We start from the raw sequence: 22,727 nt of genomic DNA, 5'->3' as shown, positions 1-22,727 counted from the left end.
CGAAGCGCAGGCAGCGCGCCCTGTCGACACGCCACGGACAACGAGGAACAGATCGCTAGATCATCCTGGGCGTCCCGGGGGCGCACCCTTTGCGGCGGAAAGACGCGGGTTTCGGGTGTGGCGCGATGTGGGTTCGGGTGGGCAACCCAACACCGCGCCTAGGCGCCTAGCCCCGTGTCGTCTCTGTCGGCGGGGAAGGGTCGTCATCATGACCGCGTTGGTGGCACGTCATCCACCACGGCGTCGTCGCCTCGCTCTTGCCGGCGCGCATCATCCAAAGGAGCGTTGTCCTCCTGCTGGTCCGCTTCCAACATCGGGTCCTTGCCGTCACGGCCGCTGTCATCGTCATCGTCATCGTCGACTTCAGCTTCTTCGAAGAGCGCCGCTAGGCGGGCGTCAATCTGCTTGCGCGCTTCGTCGCCACCTGTGCCGTGAGGTAGCAACTTGCGAGTCTCAATCAACGACTTTGCCTCGACTCGCTTACCTGCCAGCAGGCTCTCGTTAAGGTGCTGACGCGATTCCATTTCTAGTTCGCGCAGCCTCGCGTCACTCCGCGTCTTCTCGGCTTCATTGATCTCGCTGGCGCTGCCTTCGATCAACGTCTCGATCGAATCGATGAGTCTCTTTAAAATTCGGTATACGAGGTCGGAGGAGAACCCCCCAACGAGCGCCAGGATTGGCAGGGTGATGCGAAATGCATCAGCCTCCTTTTGGTCCGGGAGCAGCGTCACGAGCAGCACTGAGAGCAGTAGGCCCGCCACAAGGCCGAGCACAAACCGCACCCAGTACGACGACTCGTACTGCGGGTCATAGTTCAGGTGCTCCACGTACTTCCGCACCTTGAACAAGGCTGCGAAGGCGGCGCCAAGGGCCGACGCAACGATTAGGTAGGCAGCAGAAGCGGCCTTGCTGACGAAACCCCCGGTGACCAGGTCCTCAGGCTTGGCGAGTGAGCTGCCCTTATACAGGGCCAGCGCGATGAAGACGGGAAGGAGGGCCAGGGCCAGTCCCAGCATCATGCGCGCGAGTCGCACGTTGCCGAGCCAGCTGAAGCTTTGGACGAGGCGCCGCGGCGTGTGTCTGTGGCGAGATTCCGCGTCTACGTCCTCGTCCTCCGGCTTTACTTGATATGTGTTCTCCCACAGAAGAAGGATCGTCATGGGCACTGCGGGGGCGACGAGCCGGGATAGGTGCTGGTGAGCTTCGGCGATCTCGTTCATGCGCTTGGTGGATGGCTTGTCGAACGAAACACTGTCGTACTTGCGCACGGTCGCGAGATCTCGTGCGTCCGGCGTCTTTCCGCGCTGCGCGGCGAACCTCGTCATGGCATCGGCCTGCTGCCAAAGCGTGTAGTCGATGACGAACTCCGGATTGGGGCTAGGCCGATCACGCATTACGAGCAGCATTAGATAGCGGGCTATGAAGAGTAGCCATGCGACAACTAGGACGCCCCGAATCCAATTGTTTGCGTCAGTGTCTGAGCCCTTCTGGAGATCGGCCTGCAGGAGCACCCAACTGGTGATGGTCCAGACGATGAGCACCTGAAGCGAGAGCCAAAGCGTGGAATCGCTCCATGGTTCAGCTAGCCGATCGAGGGCAGCCCTGGCTCTCTTCCAAGAGCCTCCCTCTTCCTCACCCTTTGGCTTGTTCTGCAGTGATTCAGCTGGGCTGCCCGTCGTGGCCACGAGAACCACCCCCTTCAGTCGAGCGTGATGTGGCAGATGAGGGGTGTCAACGATGAGCCCGGCTCTCGACCGACTGGCATAGTCCGCGTTAGCACATGTTGCACCGGGGGTGCCGCCACTATTGGCCCCGTTCGCGGCGGAATGACGCATACGTTCACCGTCATAAAGAGCTTCGACATCCCGGTCAATGCCTGGCCAGCCGTGGCCGAGGGAAAAGGCCATTGAACTTTCTGTTCGATCTCGTACGTTCGGACGCTATGCACGCGCCGCGCCACATCGCCTGCGGTCGAGGCGGCGTCATAGTAGACCGCTCCCGAGACCAGACCTCGGGAGCGGCTACATGTGGTGTGGGCTATCGACGCTGCGAGTTTTCGCTCGCTCGTCGACGCGCCTCTGCATCCAGTGCTCGCTGACGCTCTTCGGCACGACGCTGCTCCTCCAGTTGCTGCTTGTGGGCAAGCTGCTGTTGGTACTCCTGAGCGCGCCGCGTTGCCTCGGCGTCAGCCTGTTGCTGGTGCCCGTAGTTGGGCGGGACGTTTCCAACCATGCTCTTCACCTCCTTCGGAACTCTGAGTTCATTTGGGACTTGATGCGATAGCCAGCCGCTCGCACCTTCGTTTAGCATTCCGCCGCTGGCAGCGTGCTCCCACGATCTCAGCAAGTCGGCCTACGGCGGCGTTACGGGACAAAAGAGGGACGATTCGAGATGCGTGAAGTGCCTAGGCTCAGCGTGAGCCCGAGCACTGGAGTGGGGGCCTTGGGGTCGACACGTGGATTGCTTGCTCGGCGAAGATGGCGTGGTTCTTGCAACAGGAAAGGCAGCCGACATCGATGGCATCTCACGCACATGCAACGTGACATGTGACCCCGCGAGCTTCACTCTTTTCGGTGCCGGCGAGGTGCTGGACGGAGAGACGACCCTTGATATCCACCGCGGGTGGGAAAAGGTCAACCCCTCGGCCAACGAAACCGAATTCGATACCGGGCCGGGCATTGACGATAGGTGAATCTCCGCTACGACCGACCCCAAAGGCGAGGTCGGTCCTTGGCGAGGAATCGGAGGGCCAAGGGATGACGGGCGCATCAAATACGGCCAGTCTCGCCGACTGATCGTGACTGAGGTCTATCCGGCTGCACCCTCGTGATCAGTTCAGGGGCGTAGACGCCCGCATGACCTTTTCCGCAAGACCGATTCGGGCCGGAGCTCGCACCGGTCGAGCGTCGGGTCATCTGCATATCCAGCCCACCCCCAAGGGGCGCCGACACGCCCCCGTCCGACAGGCGGCGGAAAGACCCGACGGATGGCAGAGCCCTGTCGCGCTCTCCTCGGTACGGTCGCCGGATGGAGTACAAGCACCTAATCCGTGACTTCGCATCGCGGACGCTAGAGAACTTGGACCACATCCAGGCACAAGAGGCGCTCGGCAACCACGACGTCCATCCGGTGACGCAGCTGTGGAATTCGCTACTAGGACTGGTGGTCGCTCCGCGCGAGCGCGAGGTTGGCCTGATCCCGCGCACACCGATGCCGAAGATGAGGGCGCAAGGTTGGCCGAAGCTGTCGACTCTCGAGGGCTCCGAACCAGAGGACCTCCGAGACTTCTTGCGCTATCTACGCAATGCCGTGGCGCATTTCAATGTCGAGTTCGGAGCCGATGACGGAGGCGAAATCGAGTGGGTCGAGATCTGGAACCGGAAGGGCGCCAGTGGTCCAGTGACCTGGAAGGCGCGCATCTCTGTGGAGGATCTTGAGCAGCTGGCACGACGTATCGCTGCCATGTATCTCGGTGGCTTCGCAACCTCGGCCGCGTAAATAGACGGTCGCACGCGGCTTTTCTCTCTCGTGCCCGGTCGTTCTCGGCGCCACGCGTCCATTGTCCTTCAGGAAGATTACAGATCGTCCTGTCCACGGAACTCTCGATCCGTCCTCACCGGCTGGCGGCAGAATGGGGCGGGCGCCCTCGGAGGGATCGTCCGAATAGACGTTCAGGCCACTGAACCGCATCGTCCAGTCTGTCCTGCAAGTATGTACCGGTGGAAGAAGATCTCGGCCCCCACCCGACGAGCCAACTGATGCTCAGTCTCATACCGAAGTACGGTCCCTTGGTCGCGGACTGGCGTAAGGCAATGTTCGAGCGCGAGCAACGCCGGGCGCAGTTGCTGGGCGAGACGGCCTCGGCAGAGATCGGCATGGAGCAACTGCTCGCCCAGCTTGCTGCCGATGAAGAACTGAGCGACATGTTCCGTGCAGCGGTCGAAAGTGCAGTCCGCACAGTTCCGAAATGAAAATCCGACTATTGGGTCGAGTGCTTGCCTCGGCTGCGATTGCGGAAGACGATGCCAGGGTCGACGAGGTTAGGGAGCTGCTGCGTATCGCGGAGCAGCTAGAAGCCGTGGACGTTAGATCCCTTCTCGCCATGTCCGAACGACGGCCTTCGGATGCCGCTGCCTTCCTGGCGAAGGCGCTTAACGTCTCCGAGGTCGTCACGGGACCGATGGTCGCGCGTTTGCGCCGGCTTAGCCTGATCGATGTTGTCCAAGAGGCTCAACTGAATGATCCGAGTGACAAGGAGGCTGGTTTCGTCGACCTGGACGAGAGTTGGTTCGTGACCACAACTGCGCTCGCGCTCCTTGAGCTCCTTGCGGAGGACACCATCTAGCCAGGGGCGAGGACGTTCGAAGGCGGCGGAATGACGCGCATCGAAGACGGCGCCTTGGTTCGACTGCCTTTCAACTGCGCGCTCCAATATGCTGCGCGGCAGGAGTCCGAGCCGACAGACGGCGCCCAGGGCACGTCTGGTCGTTCACCCGCAGGCTGGAAAGAGCTATGGACCTGACACGCGGCAACGCCCAAGAGATTGGCTCAGCGCTCGACCGGGCCGGCGTGACCTGGAACTACGACGATGATGGTGACGTCCGAGTCCGATTCCGATCGAGCCAGCCGCCAGGGACCGACGCCGTCTTCTACGAGTTCGATACCGCCAAGGCGAACTTTTCCATCCGGGGTCGGTTTCTGAACGCCCGTGCCGTCCCAGACGAGAACGGCATGACGATGTGGGAGGTGCCGCTCGACTCGGGCCATGAGCCCACTGCGGTGGCGCAGAAGGTCGTCACTGTGTACCTCATGCCACGGCCAGGCAGCGTGAGCGTCCAGATCCATGCGTCGATTGCACCCCTCGATCAACCTCGTCCGATGCATATCAAGGTCATCCCTGGAAGCCAGCAGGTCAGCAGGATCGAGAGGCAGTTCTCGGGCTTTGTCGGCACAGAAGGCAACACGCATTTCTGGATGTCGAGCGCCGTTGCACGAACCCATGTCGATGAGATGCAGTTCCGAAACATGATCCAGATAACCTCGCAGGTCGGCTTGGCTATGTTCGACGGACCATTCACGGGTTGGCTGTACTCGACTGACGTGTAGCCCACGGCCCCGCCGTCGCCGAGTCGCAAGTATGAAGACCCGACACGCGGCGGGATGACGCAGTGCTTTCGCTCTTCTCTGCCAGCTGCCGCCGTCACCGAAGACAAGGTCAAGGCTTGTGTCGGGGGTGTCATCTAAGTTGAGCCAATGGCCGAGCTGAGTGACTTCGAATCTCTAGCCTTCCCTTTTGCCCGAGGGCTGCTGGACAAGTCGCGCGCTAGCTCGAATCCCGAGCTGAGCAAATTCCAACGCGCTCGTCTGGCCGAGTCGATCGCCGTGGATATCCGCAAGTTGTGCGACATAGCGTTTCCGGCGGCTCGCAGACCATCGATCAGCGTGACCGCCAAGGCCGTGGCGGACCAGGGTGGCATCGATCTGAGTCGCGAGACGTGGCACTCACAGCCCAGATTTGATCCCGGCCGCATCGTCTTCCACTACGAGCACGTCCAGCCTGTGTCAGCCATTCGAGCCACTCTGAACGAAGCGATGTCGCCTGCTCACGTCGTGGCGATCCTGAGCAGGGAACTGCAGTTGGCTTGGATCACCAAGGATGAGGATGCTCGTCTGACGGCGCTTAAATATCGCAGCCAACGGCCCGACCCGGTAGCAGCCTACGCGGAAGCTGGGATCACGCTTTGCAACCCCATTCCCATGGCATCCCAGGTTGGGGCATTCGATGTGACCCAGATGGCGCGCCCTGGGTTGCTGGCGTTTCTTGACGTCGTGCTGCAGGAGGACGTGCTTGCGCAAGATTCGCATGAGTCAGAGTGCGCCGCTGTCCCACCAGCTCCTTCGGAGACGTGCAACTGCCGGTTAGGTAGGCGACTCGCCGAAGATGCGACGGCCAAGCGACGTATCCTCAGCAGGCTCAACGAGCGCGGCGACGATGAAATCGTCGATCTTGTCGCCTCATACCTGGCTTTTCCGTATCGGACGCACCCGGGTCATCTAGAGGAGTGGCTTCCTTGACCCGCGCGCCCACGCGCAGAGTTCGCGCCACCTCGCCGCCCAACCAACTGCCATGTAAGCGCTCGCGCAGGGCGCCCACAGCCCCCCGGCGACCCGGGCGTTCGCGACGGAATGCCGCAGGAGACTCACATTGACCGCCGCGCTCGAGAAGGTCTTCGACGGACGTTGTGGTCCTGGTCGAATGGTCGAGGACAAGGATCTCTGATTCAGCGGTTTGCTATCAGGTCATGACAGCAACGTGAATGGCCGTCGCCGCGGTCTTGCATCCGAGAGCGGGCCTGTGCCGAGGTAGCTCGCACGTGGCAGCATCTGGTTCCTAGCTGACGCGCGGAGCATTCAGAGCTGCCCTGGAGGAACAATGGAAGACGACGGCAGTTGGCTCGACGACCCGATCGACCGCATCCGCAGCGATACCATTGGAACGAGGCACATCGCTAAGCGGCTCGCGAACCTGGTCGATGAGACTCACTCGTGGAACGGCAGCCCTGTCATCGGCTTGACCGGACCGTGGGGAAGCGGCAAGACCTCGATCCTTCAGATGTCCATCCGCTATCTCGCCCAGAGGGATACCAAGTGGAAGGTCGTGCGATTCACTCCTTGGGCAACCGCGGATGCTGAGTCGCTCCTGTCGGAGTTCTACTCGGCCATCAGCGAGGGCCTCTCCGTGCAGAAGGACCGGGAACTCAAGGAGAAGATTGCTGCGTGCGCGCGCGTGGTCGCCCCCGCGTTGAAGCTCATACCAGTTGCTGGGGCATCGGCAGCCGACTATGCAACCAACACAGCAGACCTCCTTACTGCGAGCCCCAGTTGGGACAAGGCTTTCAAAGCAGCCTCGAAAGCGATCGGGGCCAGCGGAACACCCCTTCTCGTCATCGCGGACGACATCGACCGGCTCCAACCAGAAGAGTTGCTCGCCTTGCTGAAGGTCGTTCGTTTGCTCGGCCGATTTCCGGGCGTGAGCTACGTGCTCGCCTACGACGAGGAGACACTCTTCGCCACCCTCGGACAAGGAGCCGCCAGCAAGTCAACCGAGCGGTCTCGCCTTTTCATGGAAAAGATCGTGCAGTACCCATTTGCAGTGCCACCGCTGCTCCCTGAACAAATGACTAGCCGCCTAGATGCTGCCCTTTCTGCGGCGCTTGCGACAACCGGCTTCTCCTTCGCGGACGACGATGGGCGCCTCCAGTACTTGCCGGATCTCTTTGAGTCGCAGTTCCTAACACCGCGGTCGGTAGACAGGTTTGTCGCCCAATTGCAACTTTCTGCATCAATGCACTCGCCGGGTGAGATCAACATTGTGGATTTGTTGCTCGTCACGTTCGTCAAGATGCAGTTCCCCCGCCTTCACGGAGACCTCCCCCAATGGCGTAGAGAACTCACGGCGACCCAGTCCCCCACGCAACTCGCTACTGGCGAGGTTGCACACCAGTGGGACGACCTTCTCGCGCTGGTTGAGGACGAGCGATCGCGGCGTGATGCAGAGACTGCGCTCGGACTGCTCTTTCCAGCATTCGGCTCGGGGTCGTTCGGACAGATCCCTCTGGGGGTATCTCGTCACTCGTACTTCCCGCGGTACTTCGTTCATGCCATCCCTGCTCACGACGTTTCCGATGTCGCAGTCACACAGGCGCTCCGGTCCGCTGCCTCGGGAGCACGGGGGGCGTTCAATGATCTGCTGCGTAAGTCGAACCAAGACCGGGCAGACCTGGCTCTTCGCAAGATGATCGCCGTGAGCGAACTAAACGGGAGACTGGCACCAGAATTCTGCACCGTTGAGTTGCTGGAATCGCTCATGCGGCGTGTGACGGGGCTCGCCGGAGGAATGAACTCGGGCTACCGAACCCAGGAGCAAGCGATCACTTGGGCCGCGCACATTCTCGCAGAGTTGATCATCGAAAACACTGACCTGAGCGAGCTGCTAAGGGTCGTGAGGCTGTGCGAGGACCCCGCGGTTCAGGCCTGGATCCTCTGGAAGGCGCAACCACGCGCATCGACGATCGGCGACACATGCGACGACCTTTGCGGCAAGGTCGCCATAGATTTCGAAGAAGTCATCACGGATCACTTGCGAAGGCGAGACGACGCAGATGATCAGCTGAGGACCGGTGTTGTCCTGGACTTCATCCTGACGTCCGGTGAGGTTGACCGACTACGCGACGGGATCGCCCAAGACCTTCGCAACAGGAGGTTCACCCTGGCGGACCTAGCCAGCCGATTTGTATCCCTTGCCACCTCATTCTCCGCGCAGCCGATTCGTTCGATACACAACTTCTCCAACGAGAACTTCAATCGGCTTGCACCCGATGGTTCCGAGCTACCGTCAGTGACACTGGACGAGGAGTGGGAAGAAACAGATGTCAGTTGGTCGAATCGACGTCACTTCGCCATGGCACGGTGGATACCCCCAACGCGATAGCCGGAGAGCCTAGTCAGTTGGCTTGCGTTGCGACATTGTCAACCGAGATCCCGAGTGGCACTGAAACCTCCGAGGGATCCGTTCCACAGCATGAGCCGACTGCACTCGGCCTTAGCGATACGCCATGTCACGCCGGCTGTGGCAGGTCGCGTGCGGTCTCTACGATCCGTAACCATCACGCAGGGTTGTGAGCGCGTCGCCATGACGTGACGATTCGCTCGCAGGAAGGCACCCAAGTCGCATCGCGCCACACGCATCGCGGCATGTGCGTACCCAAGTCAACTGTCGGTGGCGTGGCCCGCTGCTATCGCGCGATCGCGGAGACCGGAGGCAAAGGCAGGCAGGACACTTTCGTTCAACACAAATACGCGAGCGCGCGTCCCGTCGGCGTTGTTCCCCCAGACCTGAATCTGGTCGACCTGAGTCATCAGAACCTTCTCCGAGGCGTCGAGTGTGCAAGTCACCAAGGGCGCCGCGGTGACAACGGCGGCCAGCAGGACAAGTGCCGGGCGGTTCGGACTCAGATTCTTCAGAAATTTCGTCTTGACAGATGCCGCGCAGCTGAGGACCTGCCGCACACTGTCATTGGCGCGATTTCGACTGTCGTTAGAAAGCGCTTCCACGACGTGGGTGGCAACTTGTACGTCTGAGAATGGAGGCTCGCCGAGCCACAGCTCGTCTAGTGGCTCTGTGATTCCGACGAAAGGACCGTGCGCGTAGACAACCCATTTGTCGAGATTGGAGGCTGAGGCGATCTGCCGGTCGTAGAACGCAACCCAAGGCTTGTCGCTGCGACTCTTGCACTCGATGGCAACTGTGAGGTCACACGGAACGTCGTTCAAGGACGTCCATCGGAAGCGTGCCAGCGCGTCGGACTCCCTGACCATCCCTGTTACCTCGTCCAGGTAGGTGAATGATTGCTGAACGCTTGCGTTTCCTGCAGTTCTCAGGGTTCGTGCGACCCTGAGCTCGAGCGCACGTCCGCTTTTCTCTACCCACGTGTGGAGCAGGTCCAGTAGTTTCGGATCCACAGACCCGAACGTATTACCACGAACCCCGGATCTGGTCGTGTCCTCATCTTCGTCTCACCAGGGCTGTGAGGCTCGCAGTCGGGCCGACCGAACGGATACACCCTCTTGCGCGCCACCTCGCGTCAAACTGGGCGAGAGGTCGGGCCGCGCCCGTCGAGAATTGGCGGTTTGGGTTAGACCCCAGCGACGTAGGCGGTGAGGAAATGGACGCCGTGACGGTCGAGGTTGCCGCGAGCTCGGTCGTAGTGCTCGGTGGTGCGTGGGTCGGCGTGACGGGCGAGGATCTGAGCGTCGCGTAGCGGAACGCCGGCATCGAGCGCGTTGGTAATCGCCGCGTGCCGCAGCGAGTGTGAGCTGATGTGTCGCAGGATGCCGGCCTCCTTGGCGATGCGGACCACCATCCGATAAGCGTCGCGGCGGTCGATCGGCTTGCCTGAGAGCGGGCGTCGTACGAGCCGCCGGTGGTGCGGTGTCCGCGGCAGGCCTCCAGGACGCGGAGCACCGGCACGGTCAGTGGCATCGTCGCTGGTTTGTTGCCCTTTCCCACAAGGTGCAGGACGCGGTGGCCGCGGAGTGTTTCGCGGTAGTCCTCGATGCGCACGGCGGCGGCTTCTGAGGCGCGGAGTGCATTGATACCGAGCAGGTAGGCGAGAGCGCCGTGATGGACGCTGATGGTTTGGGCGACTTGGAGGAACCGGATCAGCTCGAGCCGGTCGAGGCCCTGGGTACGGGACTCGTCGCGGTGGACCTTCGGGAGACGTGCGCAGACGGCTGGGTCGGACGAGACGAGCCCGTCGATGTGAGCGAACCGGAAGAACCCTCGCACCGCGTGCATCATCGTGACCACCGAAGAGTCGATGAGGCCGCAACCGCCGAGGTAGCGGATGTAGAGCTCGACGTGTGCTCGCTGGATGCCGAGGAGTGGGTCAAGAGCGTTGTCTTCGCACCAGGTGAACCATCGACGAAGTTGATAGGCGTACAGGACGCGGGTGTGACCGGAGTACCGAGCTAGGTAGGAGACCGCGGCTAGTTGCGCGGGTGACATGGCATCGGGTTGGAACGGTAAGAGCGTTGTTGAGGTCATCGGTTGCACCTGGCGAAGGAGAGCAGCCTCGCCAAGGCTCGCCGCACCGACGGTGAGGCACTTGCTCGCACCCTAGGAGCGCGAGGTGTTGCCGGCACTGCGCAAACCCTCGGCGCTCCGGCTAGCGCTGTCCATCGCGACCGATTGCACCGCCTCGCGGTTGGAGTGATCATTGTCGACTCAGACGACAAGCATTCGAGGCTCCCCACATGGACGAAGGCGCAAGACGCGCAAGCGAACTCCGGACAGGAGCGGCGGTGAATGACTACATGCGCATGGTCGCGCGTCGACGGGCGGCCGGTGTCCAAGAGCTCCGCCGAACGGTGCGTTTCGAAGAGTTCCGCCAAGTGGTACGCCGCCATCGACCGTCGGTTCTTCTTCCCGCCCTAGCCGCCCTGACCGTGGGCTCTGGCGAGCCCTTCGATCGCCCCACCAATCTCGAAACCTATCCGCCGTGGGCTGTTGCGCTCGCAGCACGCGAGTCCATCCTGTGGAGCAATGAGCACCGCAATGCACGGTTCGATGGTGACGATCTCCGCGTGCTTTTTAACGCGCACAACGACCTCTACGAAAGTGATCTACCCGGCGTTTCGAAGGGCGTGCTCGGCCTACTCACCCGGATCGCCTTTGAGCAGTTCCCCTACGGCGAGTCGATCTTCGAAGAGGTCAGCCGTTCTCACGCCATGCTGATAGACAAACCCGCCAATCTCAATCTTAAGGTTCTCGCCAACGAACGATCTTGGCAGCTAATGCTCGGCATGCCCCTCGGGCTGGCAGTTGGCGCGACCTTTCTCCTCCAGGTCGCGGCGAACGAGAACGCGGGCTGGTATGACCCTGCTTGGCTCGACCGTCACGATCTCGCTGAGATCCTTGAACAGTGGCCGCGTTACGCCCTTGATCGACGGCTGGCCGACCTCTCATCCACGTTTGCGGAGTTCAAAGCAGACTATGCCGCAGCGCCGAAACCGGCAGCAGGCCTCGAGCGCTACGCGTACAACCCACTCACGCGTCGTCCATTCGTGTTGATGCCCGACGGCAGGTACCTTGCACCGCAGCCGCGATTGATCTTGAGGACGATCAGTCCGGGCGCGCTCTTTCCCATTGGCAAGGAGGTCTTGGGAGACGCGTTCGCGCATGACCTCGGGACCTTGGTCGAGGCCTATGTGGGTCGCCAGTTGCGAACGCTCGGTCGGCCGGCCGATGTCTACCCGGAGATCACCTACGGCAAGTCTCATGTTAAGAGCATCGATTGGTTTTTAGTGCTCCCATCCGCGCTGGTCATGTTTGAGGTCAAATCTGCCCGCTTCGGTCTGCTTGAGAAGGCCGCCATGGACGGTTTTGAGGAGCGCAGCAAGGGTCTGTTAAACCGGGCTGTCAAGCAGTTAGGCACGACATCGAGTGCGCTTGATGCAGGCCGCGCCGAACTTGCTCACATACCAAAGGACGTGCCACGTATTGGCGTCGTCGTCACTGCCGAACCGCACTATCTCAGTAACAGCCCATGGATGCGAGACCTGACAATCTCCTCGCCTTTCCCAACATTGGTGGCCTCGCTTCGCGAAATCGAGAAACTTGTGACGCTTTCCGTCGAAGAGGTCGCACGCCAGTTGACGAAAATCACGTCAGATCCAAGTCGCTCGACCTGGAATCTGGGCAACGCCTTGCAAGACGCTGCATTTCCACGGCGCAACCCGCTACTGGAGGAGGCATGGGCCGCCTACCCACTCCTGCGTCAACCCGAGCACGGACCTTGAGATGGGCGTGTTGCACACAGCCAATCAGCAATCACGACGCTTGACCCACCCGTGGTTCACGCACTCGAGCTTCGTGGCTTTGTTCTAGTCGGCCCCGGGAACGACGCGTGCTCGCGACCCGTCGAGAGCTAGTCCGACAGAAGTGACCGGAATCTATATGGTGTTGCGCGCTTCTCTCGAAGGTTGATGACGATCTCGAGCTGCCGCACAGCGTCTCGAAGCCCTTCGCGATCTTTGATGTCATCCTGGCTCGTGTCGGGGTGACGCCGCCAATACCAAGTATGTGCGCGAACCGGCACCGCCATGATGGCGCGACGCCTCTTCTGTGGGGCGCTAACACGCACGGGAACGTCCTTCACGCCTGGTCCGAAGATGGGGAGTAAAGGGCCACCGACGGGGTCACCTCCGAGCCACCACCGCATTGGAATATACAAATTGGTCCAGCGAGTTGATGCGAACAGCGACGCCTCATGGGCAATCAAAGGCCCCTCATTGACCTTTCGATAGAAGCATATGGGAACCGAATCCGCTCCCGTTGGGATCGCTTGGTTTTGCCGGGCACGCTGCCTCTCGCTGTGTTGAAACTCCCCGATCGGCGGGCAGACTGGGAATTCCCCTTCGGTGACTCGACGCGGGAACTCCGCCGCTTTGCTGCGCCACAGATCCGCGGCGTGAGTTAACGGCGACCCCACTGTGATCAGGTCGGTGACCAACCAAGGGACCCCCACGTCTCGTTGCTCGCCATGCAACTGCCGCTGCACGTACTGGAAAGCCCTCACCCGCTTGTTCATGTCCGCCGCGCTGCCAGAATTGAGCCGAACTCGCTCGCTCTCGTAGTTCCAAGCAACGCATTGCCGTTTCGAGAGCGGGACAACTAGCGTTTCTCCTGGGAGCGAAGACGGAGCGCGAAGCCGATCGAACGCGATTCGCAGAACGTCGTAGGCCACTACTGAGCCGAGGCTATGGCCGACTACGACGATGCGCCCATAGCGAGCACAGCCGTCCTCGTCTGGCTTGTGCAAAGACTGGAGAAGTCCCAGACCCAGTTGCCGCACCTTGTCCCGCCCAGCGATGTCTTTTGGAGAGGGCGCGAACCACCGGCTCGCGTCGGAAAGCACATCTGCGAGAACCGTCCGAGCCGCTTGTCGCGCGACCAACCCGATGGCGCCAAGGAACGGGAGGAGAAAAGCCAGCTTCGCCCACCATCCCCAAGCCGAGCCGACAACGAAGATGCTCGCCGCAGCTGCGACGAACACCAGGACTGCAAGTCTTGTCGTCCAGACGATCTGCTTCATTTGCGCTCCGCGAGGACGGCTTCCGAGGAGTCTCGCGGCCCACGCGAGTACCTGACCTACTGTCCCGCTTCCGAAGGCCGCGGCCCAATACAGCTCGAAGAAATCCACGCGAGGATGCCCGTATCCTGTCGCGAGCGAAAGACGCCGTAAGTCCAGGAAGCTTGAATGCCTGTCCACCTTGTTGAAGATCTCTTGACCGTCGTTTGACTGGCCCGCTCGGGCACCCGGACCGGGCCCCCAGAGAGTGTCAACGAGCGATCGCAGCGTATCCATGGGCAGTTGCTGGCCGATGCCGTGAACCACAACGACAGCGACCGGCAGTTCGTCGTCCCCGGTCATGGCCCGACCATGACAGTGCATCTCTGCCTAGGCAAGGCAGTCGCTCACCGGTTCCTCGTGTGTCGCCGGGCAGGTTGCACCCACGCTCCCCGGGACGCTCTGTTGACGCTGGAACCAGAAGCGGCGTTAAGGCGCGAGTGGTGGGTACGCGTCGTGCGTTGTGTGGATCCGCCACAGGTCGTTCATCGCGCCACTACGAGTGCTGGTCCAGGACGAACAGGTCTGCGCCGAGTTCGGCCCTGGTCTTGGGCCGCGACTGCTAAGAAAGACGGTCGGATAGTCACTGCAAATTCTGCAACAAGTCTGGGTCGGCGTTCGGGATTGATTTCGTGATCACCACGGGAAGGAGTGCTAGGTGCACGCGCCTCTGGTCATCTGTAGGGCTGAGCAACTTGTAGTTCCGTCGAGTGTCCGGTTCTGGTGAGGGTAGGGTTACCTCAAACAGCGGATGATCCCGGATGGCTTTGTCGGCCTTTTCAATCAGTTCGGAAGCATTCCGCTCCTTGATGAAGAGCACCAGTGCAGCCTTTGTGTCGTGCCACGTCAGGTAGGTAAAGAGCTGGCTGACGCCGTCGGTCACCACTTTCGGGCCGTCCCACTTCTTGAACTCACCGATGAAGGCGTTCCGGCCGCGCCAGGGCACTGCGACGTCTGACTTTCCGAGGCCGTTGAAGACTTCCCCGCGGGCACCTGACAGATGGAAGTTGCTGTTCAGGACGACGAGCGCAATGTTGCGGTAGTCCACCTCGCCGAGCCCTGCCATGGTGACCGGTAAGCGGCCGACTGCTGCGGCAAATAGCTCCAGCTTTTCAAGAACGTCTTCGTAGATGTCCTCCTCAAGCATCCACTGCTCAGGCCTGCCGTTCGGTCTCGATACTGGCGCCACAAGATCTCGGGCGGGCATCTCCCGAGGTTGGACTGGGATTGGTACAGCGTGGTCCCTGGAGGCTCTGATCGGTATGGGAAGGTTGGCGGCCAAGTCTTGGAGCCGGGCGAGCCGGGCTGCTCGTAGCCGAGCGGCGTCGGTCAGAGTCGTGACCAGGGTGGCGTTCCAATCGGCGACGAGCCTATTCGTCCACTCGATTGCGGAGCGCAGCATTTGATGTGTTTCATCCATTTGGTTTCTGACCCGTATTGCGGTCAGAGGGCGCCCTGTGACCCAGTAGACGATGCGGGACTCGTCAGTGTCTTCGACGACCTGGGCGCGGATCGTGCCTTTGATCGATCGGTGGTGGGCGTCCCGACGCAGCAACTCGGCGTCTCCAGTGAATGGCACGATAACCGAAAGGCGGTCCTCTCCGTCCATGCCTTCGCTTGGTTGCGTGGCCTCAGCGCTGCTGTAGTCAACTCGTAGGGGTTCAATCTCGTATCGCGAAATCAGTTGACCGGCTACCTCCTCGGGGTCGGCAAGCAGGTGCGTATCGGCTGTGTCCTCGACGGCTTTTGTTGCCGCCGCGAGACGACCCTCCAGATAGGCGTCTAGGGTCTTGGGTCCGAATAGGTCGCCATCAAGGAAGCCGTAGAAGATGGGCATGCGTGATTGTCGCGTGCGACACGACGATGTGTTCAAGCGGGCGAGCGAGTGTCCAAGAGTGTTCCGACAGATCACTGCTTCCGGTCGCGGTGTGGGACACGTGCGTGGCCGAGGTGCGCCTGCCGGCCCATCTAGTTCGTGTCTTCGATTTCCCGTGCGGCCCTTGCCACCTGTTCGTCCATATCGACGATCCCCTGCTCGCCCAGAAGATCCATCAGTTCCCGGGAGACCCGTTCGACTGATTCATCGGCGCAACGCAGTCCGAGTGCGATCACCTTGGGAGCCGAGGTGACAAGCCCGTGCCGGGCCAGGGTCCCGGCTCCTTCGCTTCGTAGCAGCTGGGTCATGAGGGCCACGGCCTCCCCAGGGTAGGTTTGCGCCGCCTCTTCGATGTGCTCTCCAATAAAGCTGCGGCCATCGAAGTCAATCTGCTCGGTTACCCGAGCGAGGCGCGGGAGCCACCAGGTAGTGGGGAACTTGTTGCTATGGACCCACCAGTAGAACTGGGCGAGTTGGCCGGCATCGGCGTTGCCTTGGTCGACGGCAGCCTGCCGAGCGTCCCAGATGGATTCCGCGCGCTGGATGAGTTCTCGCGAGGGTTCGGTTGTGTTCATCAGACGCCAGCCCACTTGCCCGAGCACGGCTGCAGCCGTTTCGGTGCTCACGCGCCCGAAGTACGACTCTGTGCGTTCTGGCCATGGCGATGTCGAGCCCCACATGGCGAGAGTCATTAGGTGGTCACCGATGAAATCGCAGACCGGTCGGTCAGATCGCCAGCCCATCTCAACTGACTCGTTTCCCGCGGTGCGGTCGAGGATGGTGTCGATGCTGGGCCAGAGGTCGTTCAGCAGTTGGGTGCTGGTCGTGTTGGTCGTCAGGGCGGTGGTGATGAAGACGTCGCCCCATGTGTCGGTGGTGGCGGCGCCTGGCAACCAGGAGGCAGTCCATGCGGTGTCGATCCACATCATCAGGCTGAGGCCCTCGCCGAACGCGGCTGCGACAGCGAGGCTTGGGTCGCGGGGAACGAGTCGGCTTTGGAGAGTATCCTGGACAGCAGCGATCACCGGTGCGGAGTCGAACTCCTCGCTCTGGGCGAGTTTTGTTGCCCGTGCAAGGCGAATCAAGGTGTGAGCGGCAACTGGGCGCATCGCATTGAAAGCCTTGGTCAGGTGGTCGCTACCAAAGCCATCCTCATCGCTCGGGTCAGGGTCGTCGATACACGTCGCGACTATCGCGGCGGCATCAGCGAGCAACTGTTCGGGAAGCCGGGTCTTCTCCCCGTTGACGGCCCGCTCGATCGTGATGCAGACCTGCCTCAGCGGATAGATATTCCGATCGTCCTCGCGCCCGACGGCGACTTGCAGTTCTCGGGAGCCAAGCAAGTAGGCGCTCCAGTCGATGGCCCCCGCGTTGGACTCAGCCGCCTGCCTTATTCCGTCCAGGAAGCGGGACCGGTACGGCTCGTCCAAGTGCACGAAGGCCTGCGTCAGAGCGCTGAACTCAGCTGGTCTGGCCTCGGCGGCTTCCTGTAGCGACTCCGCAAGCCCTTCCCTCGTCCCGGTCTGCCGCTCGTCGGGTACCCAGTCGCGGAGGATGGCAAGAACATCCTTGGCAGGCATGTCGGCAAGTTCGACGGCGATCGGCGGAGCCTCTTCGCCGGCCGATATCGAGTGCCAGCTTCGGAACCCTGCGTGCTCGTACTCGCCGAGGTCTTCCACGAGTCCGGTATGAGTGTCGAGGAGACGACCTCGAAGCGCATCCGCTCCGACGGCCGAAAGGAGTTCATGTCGCCGCATCGTGGCGTACTCGGCGAAGGCGTCGTCCTCGGTCTGTCCTTCTGCCCGGTGCTCCACAATCCGCTGACGGCGTTGCTCGCTGACCTGGGGACCTTCATCCACAAGTGCTTCCCATCGACCGTAGTCGGCCTCGTTGAGGCGCGGCAGAGTCGCGGCGGCGAGCTGGGTGTACTCACGGAAGAACCACCGGTGGTGGAGTAGGTCTCGGTCGAGCACGCGTTCTTTTGCTACCTGTAGCGCGTCGCTTTGTTGGCCGTCCTGCGCGGACAGTGCAAACACAGCAATTCTCATCGCGATCGGCATCCTGTCGCGTTCGAGTGTCCTCATAACCCGCTCAAGGCCTACTCCGGATTCCACCTGACTGATCGCGATGTCCCTGAGAGCATCAACTAGCGCATCTGCGATGTCGTGGTGTCGATAGTTCTGTTCGTGGTCGCTGATCGAGGGCCGCCAGATGTGGCTCGCGTCCCAGTCCCTTTCTGGGTCCCAGGAATCACTGAGCCGCTGCTCCTCGCGCAGCCATGCGTACACCGTGCCGAGGAGGCGTGAGTCGGCACTGAGTGCGGACGTCACGCGTCTTAGGGCCTCTGCGTACCAATATGAATCTATTCCGGCTACTACACGCCGGCGCCCGGCGTCCCCCGCGTTGGGTGAGAGGCGGGGGCGCAGCAGCGTTTGGGCGAGGCGCATTGCAGACTGCGTCTCTCCGGCTTGCGATAGCTGTTCGATGAAGGTCACGACGTCAAGGGCGACATAGGGGTCGAGCTCGCCGGTCAGGTGCGCCTGGATGGCTGATGCCATGGCCCTCGATTCCGCGACCGGCATCCGAAGGGCTGCCTCGAGTAGCCGGACCTTTGTGCGCCATACCGTTTCTTCATCGATGACCCGGAGCAAGATCTGCCGAACCTCCAGGGGCCGGTGCTCAGCCATTCGCACCAGGTAGTCCCCAGCCGGCCATGGTTGCCACTGTTGGCCGCCGTCGGCATCGAGCCGCTTCGGTGGCTCGAGTGCTGCAAAACGGTCCAGCGATCCAATCCACTCCGGGTTGCCAAGCTGGTCGTAAAAGATCCTGCGGTGTTGAAGGCCGCCTATGCGTGCGAGTGTCGTTGACACGTCAGTCTCCGCGGGTGTTCTCCAGGTGCCGTCTTCGGTCTGGACATTCGCGGAGTCAACCACGCCCTGAAGTTTCTCCTTCACGGCGAAGAAACCGAGGATGCGGCTGGTGATCGCATTCTCGATGATGCTCAGAGCATCCTGATACGCGGCACGGTCCATCGATGACTCGGAATCCTCCGCGGTCGGATGGCGGAGGTGCTCAAAAATTCCCACCGCGCCGACGACCACCCTAACGCTGCTGTCATCGGACGCGTCGATCGTGCCTAGGACCAGCGCCGCTCGACGTGCCTGGGAGTTCTCCGTGATCTGGTTTTGCGCCTGAACCCAGACGTTTAGCGCGTTCGCGACCTTGGCAGGTATCAGGCCCGGCGCGGCACGCCCAGCAGCGGTATCAGCCTGATACTCGCTCCACGATGCCACGAGCTCGTCGCGGAGTTCGGAATCGCGGACCCTCTCGGGAAGGTCCACGTCGCCAAGCACGCCCGGGAGTAGGTTGACGAGTTCACGGACTGCATGGCCAGCGACGACCAACTTGCCGATGTTGAGGTCAGGTGAACCGAGGGCGTCAACGGCTTCCCGATACAGCTGGGCGCACGTGGTGTTCTGCGACGCCAGCGCATCGTGGAGCTCCTCGCGCTGAGCGGTCCAGAGCCCGCGATTGGTCCCGGGTCCCGATGCGGGCGCTCGCGAGCTTAGCGGAAGGGCGTCCCGATCACCGGGTCCCTCGGATCGGGTATCGCTGCTCTGCTCGGGCAAGGGACGCGTTCCGGATCGTCTAGCTGGTTACACCCTGGGCTGGTGTGCCCAAGAATAGGCCTGAATGAAGGCTCCTCCAGCGAGTGGGCTCATAGCCTGCTGCCCCGACGATTCAACCGCGTCACTCTGGGCGGGGTGGGCTACCCCCAAGGCCAGCGCGACAGTCTCGTGACCGGACACACGAGCTGTCTCGGAGGCGCGACTGCGGCTGCCCGGACTGGCTTGCACCGCGCCACGCGGGACGTGAACCGCGGAGGCTCTGGAACGCCACAGGCACCGTCCGAGTCGGCATGCTGGCCCACCGCCCGAGTTGGTTCACAGATCAGTCCGTCGGCAGCCGCAGCCTCCGTGGACAACCCATGCCCGGGGGAGGCAACCTTCGCGGTCGCCTGCTCCGTGCAGTTGACCTGCCGAGACGTAATGCCGTGCCGGCGCACACGGCAGAACTCCGCCGGGGTTTGTTGGGAGTTTGTTGAGAGCCGGCCGCTGCTGGCTCCGCACACGAAAGCCCCCTCTGCGTTTCCGCAGGTCAGAGGCCTACTGGGAGCCGCCTGTCGGAATCGAACCGACGACCTTCTCATTACGAGTGAGACGCTCTACCGACTGAGCTAAGGCGGCGCAGCACCCGGCCTGGCAGCCGGGCACGCCGGACGAGTATAGGGGCGCAGGGGGCGCGCCCTCCAAACCGGGGAGGGCCCTCAGCAGGACAGGTTGTCCTGCGGCACCGTGCCACCGACCAGGTAGTGCTGGACGGCGTCGTCGACGCACTGGTTGCCCTGGTGGTAGCCGGTGTGGCCGTCGCCGTCGCGGGAGATCAGGCGGCCGGAGTCGAGCTGGGAGGCGAGTGCCTTCGCCCAGATGTACGGCGTGGCGGGGTCGCGCGTCGTACCGATGACCACGATCGGCGGCGCGCCGGGAGCATGGATCGGCGCGGGCTTGTGGGTGCTCTTGACCGGCCAGTCCGCGCACTTGGCGAGGTCGTAGACGAACAGCCGGCCGAAGGTGGGCGACGCGTCGTCGAACTCCTTGAACTTGCTCGGCATCTGGGCGCCCGGGACGCTGTCTGGGTAGTCGAGGCAGCTGACCGCCCAGTACGCCGTGAACTCGTTGGAGTTGTAGCCCTCGGGCCCGCGGGCGGTGTACTGGTCGGCGAGCGCGAGCAGCTGGTCGCCACGACCGTCCTCGATCGCCTGCGACAGGGCGATGCTGAGGATGGGCCAGAGCGTCTTCACATACAGCGGCAGTACGACGCCGAACCGGCCCAGGCTCTCGGTCAGCGGACGACCGCTGCTCGTCGGGAGCGGCTTGCTGTCGAGGCTGTCGAGCAGCTGACGGATGTGCTGCTTGGCCGCGTCGACGTCGTCGCCGAGCACGCAGTCGCCGCGGTCGACGCAGTACTGGACGTACGCCGTCAGCGCGGTCTCGAAGCCGCGGGACTGGCCGAGGTTGAGCTGTTCGTTGGTCAGCGTCGGGTCGAGGGCGCCGTCGAGGACCATCCGGCGGATGTTGTGGGGGAAGAGGTCGGCGTAGGTCGCGCCGAGCAGGGTGCCGTACGACGCACCGAGGTAGTCCAGCTGCCGCTCACCGAGAGCCGCGCGGAGGATGTCCATGTCCTTGGCGGCCTCGATGGTGGACATGTGCCGGGTCAGCCCGGCGTCCCTGGTCAGGCAGCGCTGGCCGAACTCACGGTTGACGCGGTCGAAGTCCTTCACCTCGGCAGGAGTGTCCGGGTCGGGGTCGACGCCGACGAACTCGTCGACCTGCTCGGTGTCGCCACACTCCAGCGGCGTACTCCTGCCGACGCCGCGGGGGTCCATGCCGACGATGTCGAAGTAGCGGGTCAGCGGACCGCCGAAGGTGAACGCGCCCGACGAGGCGTAGTCGACCGCGGAGCCGCCCGGTCCGCCGGGATCGACGACGAGCTGGCCGACCCGCTCGCCCCGACGGGTGGCGGGCGCGCGCAGCACGGCCAGCTCGATGGTCCGGCCGTGGGGATGGGCGTAGTCGAGCGGCACCGTCAGGTGCGTGCACTGGTCGGAGTCGCAGTTCTTCCAGTCGAGCTTCTGCGTGTAGAACTTGGCTAGCTCGGAGGGGTACGACGGAGCCGCGACCGTCGAGCTCGGTTTGGGCGGCGTCGCGAGAGGAGCATCGTCACTGCCGCCACTGTCGGCACCCAACGTGGCCCAGGCCGCGAGCCCACCGCCGACCAGGACGACGACCAGCACCAGCGCCACCGCGGCCACGATCCGCGTCGTGCTCCTGCGCGGCGGCGCAGGCGGAGGCGCGGACGGGGAAGTCATGCGGCAAGGGTAGGCGGATATCGGTCGAGATCTGGCGGTTCGAGTCAGTCGCGGACGATCTGCAGCCCCACCATCATCGACTCGAGCGCCAGCAGGGGCGGCACGTTGAACTCGAGCATCTGCTCGCGCGCCTCGAACACCGCCTCGATCCGGCGCAGGCTCTGCTCGGCCGAGGAGGCGTTGGCCAGCGCGACCACGTCGCCGCGCACCTCCTCGTTGACCAGGTCGACGCCGGTGCCGAGCTGCACGGTGAGCACGTCGCGGTAGACCGACACCAGGTCCATCAGGCCGCGGTCGACGACGTCGAGGTGGCGCCGCTTGGCCCGCGTCTTCTGGGACTTCTCGAGGTCGCGCAGGGCCGGGGCGTACTCGCGCGGTCGGCGACCCCGCTCGACGACACCGTAGGCACGGTCGAGGTCGGACTTCTCGCGCTGGTCGTGGTCACTGGTGAGCGCGTCGGCCTCCTCCTTGGCGAGGTCGTGCAGGTCCGCCGCCGACGCCATGCAGGCGCCCAGCGAGGAGAGCCGACCGGGTATCGCGACCACCTCGCGCCGCCGGCGACGGGTGTCCTCGTCGCGGGCCAGCGCGCGAGCCCGGCCGATGTGGCCCTGGCTGGCGCGGGCGGCGTACGACGCGGTCTCGACTCCGAGTCCCTCGCTCCGCACCAGGAAGTCGGTGACGTCGTCGACGGAGGGAGTCGAGAGCACCACGAGACGGGTGCGGGACCGGATCGTCGGCAGCACGTCCTCGACGGTCGGCGCGCACAGCAGCCAGACGGTGCGCTCGGTGGGCTCCTCGATCGCCTTGAGCAGGGCGTTGGCGGCCTGGTCGGTGAGCCGGTCGGCGTCCTCGACCACCATGATCTGCCAGCGGCGCCCGACGGGAGCCAACGCCGAGGCCCGCACCAGCTCGCGCACCTCGTCGACACCGATCGAGAGCTTCTCGGTGCGGGTGACGCGGACGTCGGGGTGGGAGCCGACCGCGACCTCGTGGCAGGAGTGGCACTGGCCGCAGCCGCCCTGCTCGCACTGGAGCGCGGCCGCGAAGGCGACCGCGGTGTTGGAGCGACCGGAACCCGGAGGACCGGTGAACAGCCAGGCGTGGGTCATCTCCCCCGCCACGGCACGCTGGAGCCGCGCGATCACCTGCCCCTGCCCGACGAGGCTGTCCCAGACCGTCATTTCGGGGTCCCCGCGGCGTTGTTCGGAGGAGCGAAGCGGGGGAGAAGAAC

General features: G+C 63.0%; 16 protein-coding genes, 1 tRNA gene and 1 pseudogene. 8 read left to right on the top strand and 10 right to left on the bottom strand.

Annotated features, from left to right (window positions below):
• Positions 1–206 precede the first annotated feature (206 nt).
• Entirely contained in the window at positions 207–1,685 is a 1,479-nt protein-coding gene (locus H976_RS0117515; protein ID WP_155918438.1) for a hypothetical protein, read from the bottom strand.
• Between the two features lie 770 nt (positions 1,686–2,455).
• Between H976_RS0117515 and H976_RS30105 the strand changes: the two genes are divergently transcribed.
• The 7 genes from H976_RS30105 to H976_RS0117480 all read left to right on the top strand — a co-directional run bounded on the left by H976_RS30105 (position 2,456) and on the right by H976_RS0117480 (position 8,491).
• Complete coding sequence (locus H976_RS30105) at positions 2,456–2,692, top strand: hypothetical protein (protein WP_155918435.1); 237 nt, start codon at positions 2,456–2,458, stop codon at positions 2,690–2,692.
• A 335-nt stretch (positions 2,693–3,027) separates the two neighbouring features.
• Positions 3,028–3,498 (top strand): HEPN family nuclease, encoded by a 471-nt coding sequence (locus tag H976_RS0117505; protein ID WP_027862593.1) that lies wholly within the window; start codon positions 3,028–3,030, stop codon positions 3,496–3,498.
• Positions 3,499–3,719: 221 nt separating this feature from the next.
• On the top strand, positions 3,720–3,971 hold the full coding sequence (locus tag H976_RS0117500) for a hypothetical protein (RefSeq protein WP_155918432.1): 252 nt from the start codon (positions 3,720–3,722) through the stop codon (positions 3,969–3,971).
• A complete protein-coding gene (locus H976_RS0117495; RefSeq protein ID WP_155918429.1) occupies positions 3,968–4,345 on the top strand; it encodes a hypothetical protein in 378 nt (125 codons plus the stop codon). The genes H976_RS0117500 and H976_RS0117495 overlap by 4 nt, the downstream gene beginning before the upstream one ends.
• Positions 4,346–4,512: 167 nt before the next feature.
• The gene (locus H976_RS0117490; protein ID WP_027862590.1) at positions 4,513–5,106 is read left to right on the top strand and encodes a hypothetical protein; all 594 of its coding nucleotides are present in this window, start codon (positions 4,513–4,515) and stop codon (positions 5,104–5,106) included.
• Between the two features lie 147 nt (positions 5,107–5,253).
• Positions 5,254–6,075: a hypothetical protein gene (locus H976_RS0117485; RefSeq protein ID WP_027862589.1), complete on the top strand. Its 822-nt coding sequence runs from the start codon at positions 5,254–5,256 to the stop codon at positions 6,073–6,075.
• A gap of 358 nt (positions 6,076–6,433) precedes the next feature.
• Complete coding sequence (locus tag H976_RS0117480) at positions 6,434–8,491, top strand: KAP family NTPase (protein ID WP_027862588.1); 2,058 nt, start codon at positions 6,434–6,436, stop codon at positions 8,489–8,491.
• 278 nt (positions 8,492–8,769) lie between these two features.
• On the opposite strand, the gene H976_RS30100 is transcribed toward H976_RS0117480, so the two are convergent.
• The 3 genes and pseudogenes from H976_RS30100 to H976_RS31165 all read right to left on the bottom strand — a co-directional run.
• On the bottom strand, positions 8,770–9,522 hold the full coding sequence (locus H976_RS30100; RefSeq protein WP_155918426.1) for a hypothetical protein: 753 nt from the start codon (positions 9,520–9,522) through the stop codon (positions 8,770–8,772).
• 173 nt (positions 9,523–9,695) lie between these two features.
• Positions 9,696–10,391: a tyrosine-type recombinase/integrase gene (locus H976_RS31170; protein ID WP_369759038.1), complete on the bottom strand. Its 696-nt coding sequence runs from the start codon at positions 10,389–10,391 to the stop codon at positions 9,696–9,698.
• Positions 10,385–10,567 (bottom strand): annotated as a pseudogene (locus tag H976_RS31165) (integrase); the annotation flags it as partial. The pseudogene H976_RS31165 and the gene H976_RS31170, both read right to left, overlap by 7 nt.
• A 248-nt stretch (positions 10,568–10,815) precedes the next feature.
• On the opposite strand from H976_RS31165, the gene H976_RS0117460 reads away from it, so the two are divergent.
• Positions 10,816–12,360, top strand: coding sequence for a hypothetical protein (locus H976_RS0117460; RefSeq protein WP_155918423.1), 1,545 nt, complete (start codon positions 10,816–10,818; stop codon positions 12,358–12,360).
• 128 nt (positions 12,361–12,488) lie between these two features.
• On the opposite strand, the gene H976_RS30095 is transcribed toward H976_RS0117460, so the two are convergent.
• The 6 genes from H976_RS30095 to H976_RS0117430 all read right to left on the bottom strand — a co-directional run bounded on the left by H976_RS30095 (position 12,489) and on the right by H976_RS0117430 (position 22,677).
• The gene (locus H976_RS30095) at positions 12,489–13,994 is read right to left on the bottom strand and encodes a hypothetical protein (RefSeq protein ID WP_155918421.1); all 1,506 of its coding nucleotides are present in this window, start codon (positions 13,992–13,994) and stop codon (positions 12,489–12,491) included.
• 280 nt (positions 13,995–14,274) lie between these two features.
• Positions 14,275–15,528 carry a hypothetical protein gene (locus tag H976_RS29025; RefSeq protein ID WP_051276973.1) on the bottom strand — a complete coding sequence of 418 codons (1,254 nt, stop codon included), beginning with the start codon at positions 15,526–15,528 and terminating at the stop codon, positions 14,275–14,277.
• A 131-nt stretch (positions 15,529–15,659) separates the two neighbouring features.
• Positions 15,660–19,196, bottom strand: coding sequence for a hypothetical protein (locus H976_RS0117450; RefSeq protein ID WP_155918418.1), 3,537 nt, complete (start codon positions 19,194–19,196; stop codon positions 15,660–15,662).
• Between the two features lie 545 nt (positions 19,197–19,741).
• Positions 19,742–19,814: transfer RNA gene (locus H976_RS0117440), tRNA-Thr, on the bottom strand.
• Between the two features lie 80 nt (positions 19,815–19,894).
• Positions 19,895–21,496 carry an alpha/beta hydrolase gene (locus H976_RS0117435; protein WP_051276972.1) on the bottom strand — a complete coding sequence of 534 codons (1,602 nt, stop codon included), beginning with the start codon at positions 21,494–21,496 and terminating at the stop codon, positions 19,895–19,897.
• Positions 21,497–21,540: 44 nt separating this feature from the next.
• Positions 21,541–22,677, bottom strand: coding sequence for a DNA polymerase III subunit delta' (locus H976_RS0117430; protein ID WP_027862582.1), 1,137 nt, complete (start codon positions 22,675–22,677; stop codon positions 21,541–21,543).
• Positions 22,678–22,727: the final 50 nt, after the last annotated feature.

It is taken from the genome of Marmoricola sp. URHB0036 (assembly GCF_000426045.1).
Taxonomy (GTDB): domain Bacteria; phylum Actinomycetota; class Actinomycetes; order Propionibacteriales; family Nocardioidaceae; genus Marmoricola.
This window is presented reverse-complemented; position numbering and strand designations above follow the sequence as displayed.